General features: G+C 53.1%; 10 protein-coding genes and 5 tRNA genes. 4 read left to right on the top strand and 11 right to left on the bottom strand.

Features of this window, described 5'->3' with window-relative positions; translation table 11 throughout:
• Positions 1-40: 40 nt before the first annotated feature.
• Positions 41-2011 (top strand): acetate--CoA ligase, encoded by a 1971-nt coding sequence (gene acs, locus ACG2XO_RS07715; RefSeq protein WP_410497415.1) that lies wholly within the window; start codon positions 41-43, stop codon positions 2009-2011.
• Between the two features lie 211 nt (positions 2012-2222).
• Positions 2223-4241 (top strand): excinuclease ABC subunit UvrB, encoded by a 2019-nt coding sequence (uvrB, locus tag ACG2XO_RS07710; RefSeq protein ID WP_410497414.1) that lies wholly within the window; start codon positions 2223-2225, stop codon positions 4239-4241.
• Between the two features lie 145 nt (positions 4242-4386).
• Here uvrB and ACG2XO_RS07705 read toward each other — a convergent pair whose 3' ends face one another.
• From ACG2XO_RS07705 to ACG2XO_RS07655, 11 genes are all read right to left on the bottom strand, one after another.
• Positions 4387-5121 (bottom strand): DsbC family protein, encoded by a 735-nt coding sequence (locus tag ACG2XO_RS07705; protein ID WP_410497413.1) that lies wholly within the window; start codon positions 5119-5121, stop codon positions 4387-4389.
• Between the two features lie 8 nt (positions 5122-5129).
• Entirely contained in the window at positions 5130-6305 is a 1176-nt protein-coding gene (locus ACG2XO_RS07700) for a UbiH/UbiF family hydroxylase (protein WP_410497412.1), read from the bottom strand.
• A gap of 67 nt (positions 6306-6372) precedes the next feature.
• On the bottom strand, positions 6373-7845 hold the full coding sequence (locus ACG2XO_RS07695; RefSeq protein WP_410497411.1) for a GGDEF domain-containing protein: 1473 nt from the start codon (positions 7843-7845) through the stop codon (positions 6373-6375).
• 432 nt (positions 7846-8277) lie between these two features.
• Positions 8278-8352, bottom strand: a tRNA-Glu gene (locus ACG2XO_RS07690).
• A 37-nt stretch (positions 8353-8389) separates the two neighbouring features.
• Positions 8390-8466, bottom strand: a tRNA-Arg gene (locus tag ACG2XO_RS07685).
• Between the two features lie 26 nt (positions 8467-8492).
• A tRNA-Glu gene (locus ACG2XO_RS07680) sits at positions 8493-8567 on the bottom strand.
• A 30-nt stretch (positions 8568-8597) separates the two neighbouring features.
• Positions 8598-8674: transfer RNA gene (locus tag ACG2XO_RS07675), tRNA-Arg, on the bottom strand.
• A 23-nt stretch (positions 8675-8697) separates the two neighbouring features.
• Positions 8698-8787, bottom strand: a tRNA-Ser gene (locus tag ACG2XO_RS07670).
• A gap of 92 nt (positions 8788-8879) precedes the next feature.
• Complete coding sequence (locus tag ACG2XO_RS07665) at positions 8880-10106, bottom strand: aspartate kinase (protein ID WP_410497410.1); 1227 nt, start codon at positions 10104-10106, stop codon at positions 8880-8882.
• Between the two features lie 89 nt (positions 10107-10195).
• Complete coding sequence (gene alr / locus ACG2XO_RS07660; protein WP_410497409.1) at positions 10196-11266, bottom strand: alanine racemase; 1071 nt, start codon at positions 11264-11266, stop codon at positions 10196-10198.
• 61 nt (positions 11267-11327) lie between these two features.
• Positions 11328-11933 carry a DedA family protein gene (locus ACG2XO_RS07655; protein WP_410497408.1) on the bottom strand — a complete coding sequence of 202 codons (606 nt, stop codon included), beginning with the start codon at positions 11931-11933 and terminating at the stop codon, positions 11328-11330.
• Positions 11934-12185: 252 nt separating this feature from the next.
• Here ACG2XO_RS07655 and ACG2XO_RS07650 point away from each other — a divergent pair, with 252 nt between their 5' ends.
• Positions 12186-13313 carry an efflux RND transporter periplasmic adaptor subunit gene (locus tag ACG2XO_RS07650; protein WP_410497406.1) on the top strand — a complete coding sequence of 376 codons (1128 nt, stop codon included), beginning with the start codon at positions 12186-12188 and terminating at the stop codon, positions 13311-13313.
• Positions 13313-16378, top strand: coding sequence for an efflux RND transporter permease subunit (locus ACG2XO_RS07645; protein ID WP_410497405.1), 3066 nt, complete (start codon positions 13313-13315; stop codon positions 16376-16378). Before ACG2XO_RS07650 ends, ACG2XO_RS07645 begins: the two co-directional genes overlap by 1 nt.
• Positions 16379-16381: the final 3 nt, after the last annotated feature.

Below are 16381 nucleotides of genomic sequence, written 5' to 3'. Positions count from 1 at the left end.
CCATTTTAAAACCCGTTTGGACCCGCAGGAGTTAATGAGTATGAGTGGTATCGATTCTGTTTTGAAAGAAACCCGTCAGTTCCCGCCATCGGATGATTTCCGCGTTAACGCGACTGTTTCCGGCATGGAAGGCTACAACGCGCTGTGCGAAAAAGCGAACAACGACTACGAAGGCTTCTGGGGCGATCTGGCCAAGTCCATGCTCGACTGGAAAAAACCCTTCACCAAGATTCTGAACAGCGATAACGCACCGTTCTACAAATGGTTTGAAGATGGCGTGATGAATGTATCGTACAACTGTATCGACCGTCACCTCGAAACCAAAGCGAACAAAGTGGCGATCATTTTCGAAGCCGACGACGGCTCGGTGACTCGCGTAACTTACCGCGAGCTTTACACCCGCGTTTGCCAGTTCGCCAACGGTCTGAAATCACTCGGCGTTGTCAAAGGCGACCGCGTGGTGATCTACATGCCACACACCATTGAAGCCGTGGTTGCGATGCAGGCTTGTGCGCGTATTGGCGCGATCCACTCAGTCGTTTTCGGTGGTTTCTCGGCTGGCGCACTGCGTGACCGCATTCAGGATGCACAAGCTAAAGTCGTGATCACTGCGAATGAAACCGTTCGCGGCGGCAAAGCAACACCATTGAAATCAATCACCGACGAAGCGCTGGGCTTGGGCGGTTGCGAGTCAGTACAGAAAGTCGTTGTATTCCAGCGCACCAGCACTGCGCCGGAACACTGGAACGAAGAGCGCAATATCTGGTGGCACAAACTGGTCAAAGATCAGGCCGAAACTTGCGAACCAGAATGGGTTGATGCCGAGCATCCGCTGTTCATTCTTTACACTTCAGGTTCAACCGGTAAACCGAAAGGCATTCAGCATTCATCAGCCGGCTACCTGCTCGGTACACAAGTGACGATGAAATGGGTGTTCGACTACAAGGAAACCGACGTTTACTGGTGCACGGCCGACGTGGGCTGGATTACCGGCCACTCTTACATCGCCTACGGCCCGCTGGGCATTGGCGCGACACAAATCGTTTTTGAAGGTGTACCAACTTACCCGGACGCTTCGCGCTTCTGGCAAATGATCGAGAAACACGGCGTAACGACGTTCTACACCGCGCCAACCGCGATCCGCTCGCTGATCAAACTTGGTGGCGATCTGCCGAAGAAATACGATCTGTCTTCACTGCGCCTGTTGGGCACCGTCGGTGAGCCGATCAATCCGGAAGCATGGATGTGGTATTACGAAGTCGTTGGCGGCTCTCGTTGCCCAATCGTCGATACCTGGTGGCAGACTGAAACAGGCTGCAATATGATCGCCCCACTGCCAGGTGCAGTTGCGACCAAACCGGGCTCTTGCACCTTGCCTATCCCGGGCATTATGGCCGACATCGTTGACGAATCTGGCGCGCAAGTTGATCTGGGCAAAGGCGGTTTCCTCGTGGTGAGCAAACCATGGCCATCAATGGTCCGCAATATCTGGGGCGATGCAGATCGCTTCAAGAAAACCTATTTCCCGGAAGACTACAACGGCAAGCTTTATCTGGCTGGCGACTCGGCTCACCGCGACGAGAACGGCTACATCTGGATCATGGGTCGTATCGATGACGTGCTGAATGTATCTGGTCACCGCCTTGGCACGATGGAAATCGAGTCGGCACTGGTTGCCAATCCGCTGGTTGCCGAAGCTGCTGTTGTCGGCAAACCGCACGACATCAAAGGCGAATCAGTCGTTGCCTACGTGGTACTGAAAGGCGCTCGCCCAGAAGGCGAAGAAGCTAAACGTATCGCCAAAGAGCTGCGTGAATGGGTCGCTCATGAAATCGGTAAGATCGCCCAACCGGATGAAATCCGCTTCGGCGACAACCTGCCAAAAACCCGCTCAGGCAAGATCATGCGTCGTCTGTTGCGTGACATCGCCAAGGGTCTGGAAATCACCGCCGATACTTCAACACTGGAAAACCCGGCGATTCTGGAGCAATTGCGTCAGAGCGCAATCTAAGCGATTCGCAATCAAGACCGCGTAACAATTACGCTTGTACTGTTAAACCACAGTATCTTTACCCGCCATCCTCAGGATGGCGGGTATTTTTTTGCCTCGCCAAAATACTGGGCGTGAGCTGCATCGTTTATAGTACAAACGTTCAACGCGCTTGAACCCAAACCCAGTTCCACCGACAATAGGCGATTGCCTTTTCGCCGTGCAGCCGCCCATGTTTGTTGACTACCCTAACTCGCCATATCAACTCTTCCAGCCCTTCCCGCCCGCCGGTGATCAGCCGACGGCGATCAATCAATTGATCGAAGGCTTGGAAGATGGTTTGCGCTTCCAGACTTTACTGGGTGTAACAGGCTCAGGCAAGACGTTCACAATGGCCAATGTGATTGCGCGGACTGGGCGGCCGGCGATTATTTTGGCGCCGAATAAAACGCTGGCGGCGCAGCTGTATGCCGAGATGCGCGAGTTTTTCCCGAAAAACGCGGTCGAGTATTTCGTCAGCTATTACGATTACTACCAGCCCGAAGCCTATGTGCCGAGCCGCGATTTGTTTATCGAAAAAGACTCGGCGATTAATGAGCATATCGAGCAGATGCGTCTCTCCGCGACCAAGGCGATGCTGGAGCGCAAAGACTGCATTATCGTTGCGACCGTATCGGCGATTTACGGTATTGGCGACCCAAGTTCCTACCACGCGATGATTTTGCATTTGGTCGAGGGCGAACAGATCGGCCAGCGCGACATTATCAAACGCCTGACGACGATGCAGTACGATCGCAATGAGCTGGATTTTTCGCGTGGACATTTTCGCGTGCGCGGCGATGTAATTGATATTTTCCCCGCCGAATCGGCCGAGCTGGCGGTGCGCGTGTCAATGTTCGACGACGAGATCGAGCGCATCAGCCTGTTTGACCCGCTCACTGGGCATGTGAAGCAGCGCGTGGGCAGGTATACGATTTTCCCCAGCAGCCACTATGTCACGCCGCGCGATACCGTCATGCGCGCGATTGAAACGATTAAAGACGAGCTGCGTGATCGGCTGGCGTTTTACTACAAAGAGCAAAAACTGGTTGAAGCGCAACGCTTAGAGCAGCGCACGCGGTTTGACCTAGAAATGCTCACCGAGATGGGCTTTTGCAAAGGCATCGAGAACTACTCCCGGCATTTTTCCGGTAAACCCGCTGGCTCGCCGCCGCCGACGCTGCTCGACTATCTACCCAAAGATGGCTTGATGATTCTGGACGAAAGCCATGTGATGATTGGTCAGGTTGGCGCGATGTATAAGGGCGACCGCTCGCGCAAGGAAAACCTCGTCGATTACGGCTTCCGGCTGCCTTCAGCGATGGACAATCGGCCGCTGAAGTTTGAAGAATTCGAACGCCTGATGCCGCAAACGATTTTCGTCTCGGCCACGCCCGCAGATTACGAGTCTACACATCAAGGCCAGGTGGTTGAACAAGTCGTCCGCCCGACAGGGCTGGTCGACCCGATTATCGAAGTGCGTCCGGTGGGCACGCAGGTCGATGATTTGCTGTCGGAAATCAAAAAGCGCACCGAAGTAGGCGAGCGCGTGCTGGTCACGACGTTGACCAAGAAAATGTCCGAGCAGCTCACCGATTATCTCGCCGAGCATGGCATCAAGGTGCGCTATTTGCATTCGGATATCGACACCGTCGAGCGCGTCGAAATCCTGCGCGATTTGCGTCTGGGCGTTTTTGATGTACTGATCGGGATTAACTTATTGCGCGAAGGGCTGGATATTCCGGAGGTGTCGCTGGTCGCCATCTTGGATGCCGATAAGGAAGGCTTTTTGCGCAGCGAGCGCAGTCTGATTCAAACCATCGGCCGCGCCGCGCGTAATCTGAACGGCAAGGCGATTTTATACGCCGACCGCATCACCAATTCGATGGAAAAAGCCATCGGCGAAACGCAGCGGCGCCGCGAAAAACAAATTGCGTTTAACGTCGCCAACAACATCACGCCACGCGGCGTCGTCAAACGCATCAAGGATATTATCGACGGCGTGTATAACGCCGAAGAAGCCACCGCAGCGCGCCTGGAAGAGAAAAAGCAGCGCATTGTGGCCGAGATGGATCAGAAACAATTGGCGAAAGAGCTCAAGCGCATCGAGAAAGAAATGATGAACGCCGCGCAAAATCTGGAGTTTGAAAAAGCTGCGCAATTACGTGATGAGCTGAAACAATTGCGTGATCGGGCGTTTGGCCATGAATAGGTATATTAATGGGGTCATTATCCAATAAGACATCCAAGAATATACCACCACCAGGTATAAATAAGCAGGTCATGCTTACGCCCAATCTGAACAAAAAACAGCCACCGCATACGGTGGCTGTTTTAATTACTCATTCAACTCAGATTCATTTTTTTGGCTTGTTGAGCAATTCTTCGATCTGCTCTGTGGGTACGGCACCCGAGACGATTTGTCCATTCGCAAAAATCAGCGCTGGCGTACCGTTAATTCCCAGTGATTCACCCAATTGCATATTGCGGGTCACCGGGTTGCTGCAGTCGGTATTGGCCTCTGGCGGTAATTTGGCATCAAAGAACCATCCTTTCCATGCTGCGGCCTGATCTTTGCTGCACCAGATCAGCATTGATTTACGAACTGCATCAGGGTGCAGGCTAGGCAGAGGCATCAAAAAATTATAAATCGTCACATTGTCGATACCGACCAGGCTTTGCTGTTCGAGGCGTTTGCAGAACGGGCAATCAGGGTCGGTAAACACGGCCATTTTGCGCGAACCATTGCCACGCACGATTTTGACTGCATCAGCCAATGGCAATTTGGAAAAGTCGGTTGTCATCATCGCGGCGATGCGTTTTTCGGTAATGCTTTCTTTTTTGGCCACGTCAACCAGCTCACCAACAAAAGCATAATCGCCTTTGGCATCGGTGTAGATGATCTGGCGTTTGCCCATCACCACCTCATAAATCCCTTTGACTGGCGTGGTATTTACCGCATCAACGGGGCGACCCAGCTTCTTTTCTATCGTCGCTTTGAGTTCTTTGGGCGGCGTATCTGCCTGCGCAGAACAGGCGACGATGGCCAGCAGGCCGGCAGCGATCATGATGCGGGTAAAAAAGGTTTTCATATTGTTCCTTAAGAATCCATAGCGTGGCGGATCAATTGACGCTTTAGCCACGGTAATTGGTCGGTGAGCGTTAACCCAAAATTGCGCAAGGTTTTGAGCGTGGGATTGTGATTATTAAACAGCGCCTGCAAGCCATCGCATACTTGTTGCATCAGAATAACCGATTCGCAACGCGCACGTTCATAGCGACGCAGCACCAAGGCATCACCAATTCTTCCGGGATGAACATTGCCTAGCACTTTGGCCAATTCGGCTACATCACCAAAGCCCAGATTTACACCCTGTCCGGCTAGCGGGTGTACGGTATGCGCAGCATCGCCGACCAGCGCAATGCGCGAGCGGGTGATGTGTGGAACCTGTGTGAGCTTGAGCGGGAATGCAGCGGCCGCTGTTATGCTATCCAGTTTACCTAGTTGTGATTGTCCGGCAAGGGTGACGCAACTGGCCAGTTCGTCAAACGACAAGGCCAAAAGTTCATTTTTGCGACTTTCATCACAGGCCCAGACCATTGAGATGCGCTGACCGGGCAATGGCAACCATGCCAGAATACCATCCGGCATAAACCATTGCCTCGCCACACCGTAATGTGGTTTTTCACAAGCAAAATTGGCAACGACGCCAAATTGTTGATAAGACTTGGCATTCGAATCCATTCCCAATTGCTGGCGAACCCAGGAATTGGCACCATCAGCACCAATGACCAACTTGGCAGACAGACTCTGGCCATTATCCAGCGTCAGAATCGCCTCTTCAGGTTTAATCTGCAATTGCTGCGCGGAGACCAAAGTCATGACGCGCACATTACTGCATTCGGCCAGCGCCAGCCAGAGAGCGCGTTGCAATTCGCGGTTTTCGACGATAAAAGCCAGTTCGTCAACACCGGCTTCGAGCGCAGCAAACTCAAGGCGACTATTGGCCGCATCGCCATAAATTTTCATGGCAGAAATCGGGGCAAGCCGTTCGGAGCGAACACCTTGCCAGGCTCCGATTTCGCTAAGCAGAGTGCGGCTGGCACGGCTGATCGCATAGACGCGCTGATCCCAGCTATCAGCGGGCCAGTCGAGCATCGGCTCGCGGCCTTCGAGCAGGATAATGTCCAGCGTGGTGTTTTTCAGCGCCAGCGCCAAGGCTGCGCCGACCAGACCGCCGCCAACAATGATTAAATCTGCGTCATGGGTTTTCATGTTGCTAGTTTAACATCGTTAATTTGACTGGGGTCAATCAGAAAAGAATGGCGCACAAAGGAGAGGCTCACAAAACCAGCCGGGTCTTGTTGCGCCCGCCATTTTTGGCCATGTATAAGGCTTGATCGGCGCGAGAAAGCCATTTTTCCGGCAAGGGATCAGCCAGATCGGACATTGCAATACCCAGGCTGATCGTGATTTGAAACTCACCATGGTCGTGCGGTACTTTCGTTGCCGCAACCTGTTCGCGCAGTCGCTCGGCAAACGCCCAAGCGCCGCTCTGGTCAACGTGAGGCAAAATCACGATAAATTCCTCACCCCCATAGCGCCCTGCGATGTCGATATCGCGCTTGGTATCCAGGATACCGCCAGCCAAACTGCGAATCGCGGCATCACCAGCCGAATGACCATATTGATCGTTGACCTGCTTGAAATGGTCAATATCAAGAATAATCAATGCTGCACTATCTTCGAGCCGCAGAGCCCGATTCCACTCGGTATGCAGATACTCCTCGGCGGCACGTCGGTTATACAGGCCTGAAAGTACGTCAACATGTGCCAGGGTCTCTAAACGCAGATTGGCTTGATGCAGCTCGGCGAGCAATTGCCGACTTGCACGATCCCAATAAGTAAATAACTGATAACCAAAAAAAGTAATAAAAACGGTCACCAAGGCCAGCACCCAGTAAAACACACGCATGGTCTGCTGCATCACGCCGATAGCATGGTGCAGCATCGCCATACTGGCCGCCGCCTGCCCAAGCTGATTGGCGGCCAATTGAATGGTGATATAGCCATAAAACAGTACCCCGAAACTCACCGCAGCCAGCAGCACCACCACTGAACGGCGGGTCTCAAACCTTGGCTCGGCTAAAAATTGCGGATATTTGGCTTGCCAGCGTTCGATGCTAGGCCATAACCAAGCCATCACCGGACCGACAATCAGCACACTTTGAAAAAAGCCCCCCAGCCACCAGCCCTGCCAGATAGGCAACAAGCCGGTACTGTCGATGCGGTTGACATAACACCAGAGCAAAGCACCACTCGAGCTAAAAATGCTGGCCACAAAACTTAATTGCACATAAAACATCAAGGCATTGAGACTACGCAGATCGCGGCGAACCGGAATTGCTTGATAACCAACAGCAATAATGGCCAATCCAAGCGGATTAGCGCAGGCAAACAGCGCCGCCCAAGGTAAAGGCATTTGTGCGTATAGCGCCAGCGTCAGCGTTGCCAGATAAGCGGGAATGGCACCCCACCACCAGCCGCAAGTTAGCGTCAGCCAAAGGCAGATCAGCAGCGGAGGATAGATCGTGATGTAGACGATGACACCGCCAAAATACAGCGGCAAACCAGACCATTGCCAAATGACTACCGCCAGCCCCAAAGCTATACAGAGCAGCACCAGACCGAGCCAGCCCCCAAAAAGGCCAATCTGCTCACTACGGCTGCCGTAGCGCCAGATTTTTAACGGCGATAAAGTGCAGTAACTTTGCAAAAAAGCATCTTTGCCTATGGGTATGGGATTTATCGCCAATTCATTCTATCCGTACTCTGAAATGAAACACCGTACATTCAGCAATTGCCTGCCAGCGCTCATTACAACGATGAGGGAAAAACGCCAACCCAATCATAGTCATTTGCAGGCAGGCTTGCCTAGATCGATTTAAAAGTGCGAATAGGGCAAGACCAAGCCCCGAAAGAAATAAGCCGGGCATCGTCGAGATGCGGAGAGATGAACATAAAAAACGAATCTTGATACCCGCAATGGTATACGTCTGAAGGCGTTACAAAACAATAAGCGCAGAGAGATACCCTGCATTAAGTTCATACAGACAAATGAGAATCATGCCTCTTTCAGACAACAAAAGCGGAAAAAAGCACAAGTAATTGTTTGATGAATTTGCAGGAAAAGTAGGGAGAAAAAAGAAATGCAACAATATTGAAATACTACCGACACCAACTAAGTTGGCGTCCCCACGGGGAATCGAACCCCGGCCGCCGCCGTGAAAGGGCAGTGTTCTAACCGCTAAACTATAGGGACATGCTTGAAACAACTTGAAAACAACTAAGATTTAAATTGGTGCGCCCGGAGCGATTCGAACGCCCGACCCTTTGGTTCGTAGCCAAATACTCTATCCAACTGAGCTACGGGCGCACTGATTTAAAACTTTGCTGATGATTTGGCGTCCCCACGGGGAATCGAACCCCGGCCGCCGCCGTGAAAGGGCAGTGTTCTAACCGCTAAACTATAGGGACATCTAAAACATCAATACTACATTGTGGTGTTGGTGCGCCCGGAGCGATTCGAACGCCCGACCCTTTGGTTCGTAGCCAAATACTCTATCCAACTGAGCTACGGGCGCACTACACAACAATTTAAATCCTCTGGCGGAGACGGAGGGATTCGAACCCTCGATACAGTTGCCCGTATGTCGCCTTAGCAGGGCGGTGCCTTCAGCCACTCGGCCACGTCTCCGTTCAGAGAAGCGAGATAATACCGACACCACCCAAACCCGTCAACCAGTTTCCACAACATTTTCCGATAAGTTGCAGAAATTACTCAACAAATTAATCGTTTTGCTCAAGACCAAAAGCTTTGTGCAATACGCGAACAGCCAATTCCAGATACTTTTCGTCCAGCACAACCGAAATTTTGATTTCGGAAGTCGAGATCATCTGGATATTGATACCCTCTTCAGCCAGCGTGCGGAACATCGTTGATGCCACGCCCACGTGCGAACGCATCCCAACGCCGACGATGGATACTTTACAAATCTTGTCGTCACCCGATACCGATTTGCCGCCGATCTGGCTTTGCACGCCTTCGAGCACCTTGATGGCACGCGCCATTTCGCCTTTTGGCACGGTGAACGAGAAATCCGTTGTGCCGTCCTGACCGACGTTTTGGATAATCATATCCACATCGATATTGGCATCAGCCACTGGCCCCAGGATCTGGTAAGCGATACCTGGCTTGTCAGGAACACCGATCACATTGATGCGGGCTTCGTCGCGATTAAAGGCGATGCCGGAGATGACTGGTTTTTCCACGGTAGAGTCTTCCTCAAAAGTAATCAACGTACCCTCGCCCTCTTCCTGGAACGAGGACAATACGCGCAATTTCACATTGTATTTGCCTGCAAATTCAACCGAACGAATCTGCAAGATTTTCGAGCCCAGGCTGGCCATTTCCAGCATTTCTTCAAACGTAATCGTTTTGAGCTTTTTCGCTTCCGGCACGACGCGCGGATCGGTCGTATAAACGCCATCAACATCGGTATAAATCTGGCATTCGTCGGCTTTCAGTGCTGCGGCCAAAGCCACGCCCGAAGTATCCGAACCACCACGACCCAAAGTCGTGATATTGCCGTTGGCGTCCACGCCCTGGAAGCCCGCTACGATCACTACGCGACCGGCGTTCAGATCGGCACGCATATTGGCATCGTCAATATGCTGAATCCGCGCTTTGGTATGCGAGCTGTCGGTCAGGATTTTGACCTGCGAGCCGGTGTACGACACGGCATCCAGACCCATGTCTTTGAGCGCCATTGCCAGCAAGCCAATCGTGACTTGTTCACCAGTCGAAACAATTACATCTAGTTCACGTGGATCCGGGTTGGCTTGCATTTCTTTAGCCAAAGCGATCAGGCGATTGGTTTCGCCAGACATTGCGGACAGAACCACCACCAAGTCATGCTCTTGAGCTTTAAACTTGGCGATGCGGCGCGCTACGTTTTTGATTCGGTCAGGCGACCCAACCGATGTACCGCCATATTTTTGGACGATTAATGCCATGATTAACCTGCAGGCTGGAAAATTAATAAAAACCGGATAATTGTAATGGAATCTGCGTCAATTGGGGTAAATTGACGAACAGTTCACCATCAAACAGAACGGATTGGTACTCGCGCCGTAACGGCACACATCAATTCATAAGCAATAGTTCCGGCAGCATGCGCCACCGTGTCAATCGGCAAAGCCGCCCCCCAGAGCTCGACCCCACTTCCGATTCCGGCCTGTGGCAGCTCACTCAGATCAACACACAGCATATCCATCGAAACCCGGCCAAGCAAACGGGTCATTTTGCCTTCAACCAGCACCGGAGTGCCGGTCGGCGCATGACGCGGATAACCGTCGGCATAGCCACAGGCAACAATACCAACCCGCATCCGGCCATCGGCAATAAAGCTTGCGCCATAACCAACCGCATCTCCTGCGACGAGCTCCTGAACAGCTATCACCTCTGAACGCAAAGTCATTGCAGCTTGCAAGCCCAATTGCCGTGCACTCAGGTGGTTAAATGGCGAAGAACCATAAAGTGCAATCCCGGGACGAACCCAATCGGCATGAACTTCGGGATATGCCAGTGTTGCCGCCGAATTGGCCAGCGAGCGCGGACAATCCAGCCCGGCAGTATGTAATCGAAAACGCTCCCATTGTTTGGCTACACCTTTTGCCGGCTCATCGGCAGTCGCAAAGTGCGTCATCAACGTCACGCTGGCCACATTCGGTAGCTTGCGCAATTGCGCGAATAGCGAAGCGGCATCCTGAACCGCAAAACCGAGCCGGTTCATTCCGGTATTGAGCTTTAAAAACACGTCAACAGGCGCCAGCAAAGGCGTTTCCTGCAACCAGCACAAATGACGCGGCTCGTGAATTGCCAGCATCAAACGATGCTCGGCACACGCTTGGAGTTCGGCAGGGCTGAACGCCCCTTCCAACAGCAAAATCGGCTGAGTTACGCCGTGCTGCCGCATTTGCACTGCCGCATCGAACTCCAGAATGGCAAAAGCATCGGCATCGTGCAGCGCCTCGACCACCCGGGCTACGCCGTGACCATAGGCATTGGCCTTGATCACCGCAAATGCCTTGGCTCCGGGAGCACGCTGCTTGATGGTTTGGTAGTTATGACGTAGCGCGGCGCTGTGGACAACAGCTTCGATAGGACGAGACATCTTTGGCTTAACTCGAAGTTGCAGAAGGGACTAGTGTAGGTCAGCGGAAAAAATAAGACCTTTAGGGATTGCGCTTATTTTTAAGATACCAAGCACCCACAATCACCGCGACGATAGCCACCAGCACCAGAATGGCCGTCTGGCCGCGCGCAAGCCACATCAACAACCATTCACGATTCGTTGCGCCGTAATAACCCAGATAAACCCAGACTGGCACACTAATCAGCGCAGCCATTCCATCCAGAATCAGAAACCGCAAATATGAAATCCGGCAAGACATCCCGGCAGTTAGGTAAATTGGCGCACGCAAGCCCGGCAGAAAACGTGCGACAAACAGCACGCGATTCCCATAGCGTTCGAATTTATCCTGTACCGCCTGGTAGCGATCCGGCGTCATCATTCGTTTGAAATAACGGTGCTCAAGCAGATTGGTTCCACAATAGCGGCCAAGGAGAAACATAAAGCTATCACCGATCAACACACCCGCCATCCCGACGGCAAACATCGTATGAACATGTGCATAGCCCAAGCCCGAAATAACCCCGCCAGCGACCAGTGAAATATCTTCGGGAATGGGAACACCGAGCCCACAAGCCAACAGCACCGTGAAGACGGCCAGGTAGCCATAATCAGTAAAGATACTGATAAGCGACTGGAGAACATCCATTGCATAACCATCACAATAAAGGCCAATGTGCGTGATCATAGCACGGCGTCGCACAATTAATTTGTTGCTAATGGATTACAATTGACGGTTTGTTTGTCATCCATCAAGCATGCCAAATCGATTGGCTCCTTTTTCAAGCAACATCGGCATGCAATATCAATCTCTCGCCACACCATAGATCACTGCAGCGCTGTTAGTATTGAACCTGCCAGCCATTTTCAACTCATACCAGCAAAATCACACTGAGACACCATGATGAGCGCATTGATTCACCCACAACTCGGAACACTGGCCTTGCTGGTGCTCGCACTGACCGCCTGTGACAAAGCCACAGAAAAACCGGGCAAAAGTGACCGTCCGACCGTCATCATCAGCACTCTGGTCAAACAGGGTGAACTACCAAGAGAAATCGCCAGCAACGGCCATGTAGAAGCAGCTCAGACCATAGAAATCCGGCCACAAATCAATGCGCAGATTGCCCAAATTCATTTCCGCGAAGGCGACGAAGTCAAAGCGGGGCAATTATTATTCACACTGGACTCTCGCCACGACCAAGCGCAGGCCTTGCGCAGCCAAGCGGTCTCATCCCAAATGCAAGCTCAACTGATGGAAGCTGAACGCAATCTTCAGCGCTCACTCGAACTCGAGCAAGCCAAATTTATTTCCCCTTCAGCCGTAGACACCGCACGCGCCAAGGCCGAAAGCCTGCGTGCACAACTTGCTGCCGCCAAGGCCGATCAGTCGGCGGCCAATGCACAACTGAGCTTCTCACGCATTGTCGCGCCTTTTGCAGGCCGTACCGGCAAAATCAATGTGCGAACGGGCAGTCTGGCTCAGGCCAGTGGTAGCGATCCGCTGGTCACGCTGACCCAGCTCGACCCGGTACGGATCAGCTTTAGCGTGCCAGAGCGTGAACTTCCCGCTTTGCTCGCCGCGCAAAACAAACTGATCGTCCGCGCCACACTGCCCGACGGCAGCACACGTGATGGTCAACTGGTCTTTCTCGATAGCACCGTCGATAAAAGCAGCGGAACGCTCTTGGCCAAGGCCGAATTTGCCAATCGCGACCATCTGCTCTGGCCAGGACTGAGTACCCGGGTTCAGTTACAGCTCGGTTCTGAACGCGGCCTGGTATTGCCACTTCAGGCAATCCAGACCGGGCCTGAGCAACGCTTTGTTTATTTGATCGACAAGGAAGGTAAAGCCCGACCACAGGCCGTCACGGTGCTGAGAAGCCACGATGGACAAGCGCTAATCGACGGGCTGCAGGCCGGTAGCAAAGTCATTCGCGAAGGTGGGCAAAATGTTCGTCCCGGCGGCTCAGTGATCGAAGCCAGTCGCCCGGCCAAATCGTCCAGCCAAGGTGGAGGGCGCAAATAATGGGGCACGGTATTTCATGGTGGGCGATCCATCGGCCGGTCGCAACACTGCTGCTCTGGCTCTCCGTCATGGTCACCGGAGCCATCGCCTGGCTGAACCTGCCCATCTCCGCACTACCGACTTATGACACGCCGACGATTAATGTATCGGCCAACCTGAGCGGCGCATCACCAGAAACCATGGCCAATTCGGTCGCAACGCCACTGGAAAAACAATTTTCGACAATTCCCGGCCTCGCCATGATGAGCTCGAGCAGCCGCTTAGGTAGCACATCAATCACGCTGGAGTTTGCACCCGGACGGGATATTGAATCGGCAGCACTCGACGTTCAGGCTGCACTGTACCGCGCCACCCGCTCATTGCCGAGCGACATGAAAAGCCCGCCCAGCTATCGCAAAGTCAATCCATCGGACGCGCCGATTTTGATGTTGGCGATCAATTCACCGTCAATGTCGCTCTCGCAACTGAACGACTTCTCGGACAACCTGATCGCCCCCGCACTCTCGACCATCAACGGCGTTGCCCAAGTACAAATTTACGGGCAAAAAAAATATGCCGTGCGCATCGCAGTCGATCCGGACAAACTGGCAACGCGCAATATTTCACTCCCTGAGTTATCGAATGCACTAAAAACGGCCAATGCCAACTCGCCAGTCGGACAACTCGAAGGCGAGCGGCAGACGCTGATGCTGCAAGCCAATGAACAACTTAAAAACGCCGCCGAATTTGCCCAGCTGATCATCACCAGCAGCGCCGATGGCGTAGTGCGGCTCAAGGACGTCGCGACCGTCGAAGACAGCGTCGAAAACATTAAATCGGGCAGCTGGGTCAATAGCGAGCGTTCGATCATTCTGGCCGTGCAGCGCCAACCCGGAGCCAACACCGTTGCGACCGTTGACGCGATCAAAGCCATGCTGCCCAAATTGAAATCGCAGATGCCCGCCTCGGTTGAAGTTCGCGAATTGAATGACCGATCAACGTCGATTCGCGAATCGATACACGACGTCAATCTGACCTTGCTGTTGACGCTGGGACTGGTTGTATTGTCGGTGCTGGTTTTTCTGCGCCGTGCTGCCGCCACACTGATACCCTCGGTATCGCTCCCTATCTCTTTACTGGCAACGTTTGCATTGATGTACTGGCTGGGGTATAGCCTGAACAATATCTCGCTAATGGGTTTAACTGTCGCGCTCGGTCTGGTTGTCGATGACGCGATTGTCGTTCTGGAAAATATTGTCCGTCATATCGAAGAAGGGATGCGTCCCTGGGATGCCGCAATCAAAGGTGCAGGCGAAGTCGGCTTTACTGTCGTGTCGATTTCGATTTCGCTGGTCGCGGTGTTTATTCCGATTTTCTTTATGCCCGGCACGATGGGCTTGCTGTTTCACGAATTTGCCGTCGTGGTGACGCTGGCCATCATGGTATCGATGCTGGTCTCGCTGACGCTGATCCCGCTGTTTGCAGCGCGGTTTTTAAAACCGGAAAACCGTTCGCACCATCACCGCGAACCAGCCTGGAGCCGTTATTTTGAAACCGGCTTTAACCGGCTGCTGGCCGCTTATCAAAACAGTCTTGGCTGGGTACTCGGCCATCGCCGCTGGATGCTGCTGATCACGCTGGCAACCTTTGCCGTGACAGCCTGGCTATATCTGCTGATTCCGAAAGGCTTCTTTCCGCAGGAGGACATCGGCCAGATTCAGGCCAGTGTCGATGCTGCGCCGGACATCAGCTACCCCGCCCTGCTCAAACTGCAACGCCAAGTGGCCTCGGCCGTTTCCCGTAATCCGAATGTCGCGACGGTCGCTTCAAGCCTGGGCAGTTCAGGCAGCAGTGGCCGTTTGTTTATCACGCTCAAACCACGTCAAGAGCGCGACAATATGCAAAAAACGCTGGAGAGCTTGCGTAAATCAACTGGAAAAATTGCCGGAGTCAGCGTGTTTTACCGCCCGACACAGAATCTGAATATTGGTGGGCGCAGTGGCAAAAGCAGCTATCAATACACACTGCAGGCCGTCAATGCCAATGATCTGGAAGACTGGAGTAATCAATTACTCGCCGCACTGGCGGCCAGGCCGATTTTCCGCGATGTGAATTCGGATGCCGAACAAAAAACACTGCAAGCCAAACTCAATATCAATCGGGACCGCGCTGCTGAACTCGGTGTCGATATGCAGTCGCTGCGCGACACGCTGTATGCCGCCTACGGCGAGCGTGAAGTGGCGAGCATTTATGCGCCGCAGGACAGTTATTCGGTGCTGATGCAGCTCGGCGAAGCGGATCGCAGCGACGAGAGTAAACTGGATAAATTGGCGGTGCGCAGCAAAAGCGCCACGGCGCTGATTCCGCTGAGCAGCTTTACTACGGTCGAGCGCACCGCGGTCACGACGACGATCAACCATCAGGGGCAGCTCCCGGCGATTACCTTGTCTTTCAATCTGGCAGAAGGTGCATCACTGTCGGATGCGGCGCGCGAAATTAATGCTGCCGAACAGGAAATCGGTCTGCCCGCTTATATTTTTGGTGGTTTTGCCGGCGATGCTGCGCTGTACAAACAGACGCAAACCAGCCAGCTCTGGCTGATTCTGGCCGCTGTGGCCGTTATTTATGTCGTGCTCGGCGTGCTGTACGAGAGCTGGATTCATCCGCTGACGATTCTGGCCGGGATTCCTTCGGCCGCCATCGGCGCCTTACTGGCCTTGCAAATCACTGGACTGGAGCTGACTTTTATTGCAATGATCGGCATTTTGCTGCTGGTCGGGATTGTCAAAAAGAATGCCATCATGATGATCGATTTTGCGCTCGAAGCCGAGCGCGGAAACCAGCTGAGCGCGGAAGCGGCAATCCGTGACGCCAGTGCCAAGCGTTTCCGTCCGATCATGATGACGACGCTGGCGGCATTAATGGGTGCCATGCCACTGGCCTTGGGTCTGGGCGCTGGTGCAGAACTGCGACAACCACTTGGCATCGCCATCGTCGGCGGATTGTTATTCTCGCAACTGATTACGCTCTATATCACACCGGTGCTGTATATCAGCCTGGCCAAGTTGGAGAAGAAATTTAAATAGGGG

Origin of the sequence: Chitinibacter sp. S2-10, from assembly GCF_046530675.1 — a bacterium.
GTDB lineage: Bacteria > Pseudomonadota > Gammaproteobacteria > Burkholderiales > Chitinibacteraceae > Chitinibacter.
The sequence above is the reverse complement of the archived record's forward strand: the minus strand, read 5'-3'. Positions and strand labels throughout refer to the sequence as shown.

Coding starts and splice junctions, on each gene's coding strand:
- acs (WP_410497415.1), top strand. CDS start 41: ATGAGTGGTATCGATTCTGTTTTGAAAGAAACCCGTCAGTTCCCGCCA.
- uvrB (WP_410497414.1), top strand. CDS start 2,223: ATGTTTGTTGACTACCCTAACTCGCCATATCAACTCTTCCAGCCCTTC.
- ACG2XO_RS07705 (WP_410497413.1), bottom strand. CDS start 5,121: ATGAAAACCTTTTTTACCCGCATCATGATCGCTGCCGGCCTGCTGGCC.
- ACG2XO_RS07700 (WP_410497412.1), bottom strand. CDS start 6,305: ATGAAAACCCATGACGCAGATTTAATCATTGTTGGCGGCGGTCTGGTC.
- ACG2XO_RS07665 (WP_410497410.1), bottom strand. CDS start 10,106: ATGGCATTAATCGTCCAAAAATATGGCGGTACATCGGTTGGGTCGCCT.
- alr (WP_410497409.1), bottom strand. CDS start 11,266: ATGTCTCGTCCTATCGAAGCTGTTGTCCACAGCGCCGCGCTACGTCAT.
- ACG2XO_RS07655 (WP_410497408.1), bottom strand. CDS start 11,933: ATGGATGTTCTCCAGTCGCTTATCAGTATCTTTACTGATTATGGCTAC.
- ACG2XO_RS07650 (WP_410497406.1), top strand. CDS start 12,186: ATGATGAGCGCATTGATTCACCCACAACTCGGAACACTGGCCTTGCTG.
- ACG2XO_RS07645 (WP_410497405.1), top strand. CDS start 13,313: ATGGGGCACGGTATTTCATGGTGGGCGATCCATCGGCCGGTCGCAACA.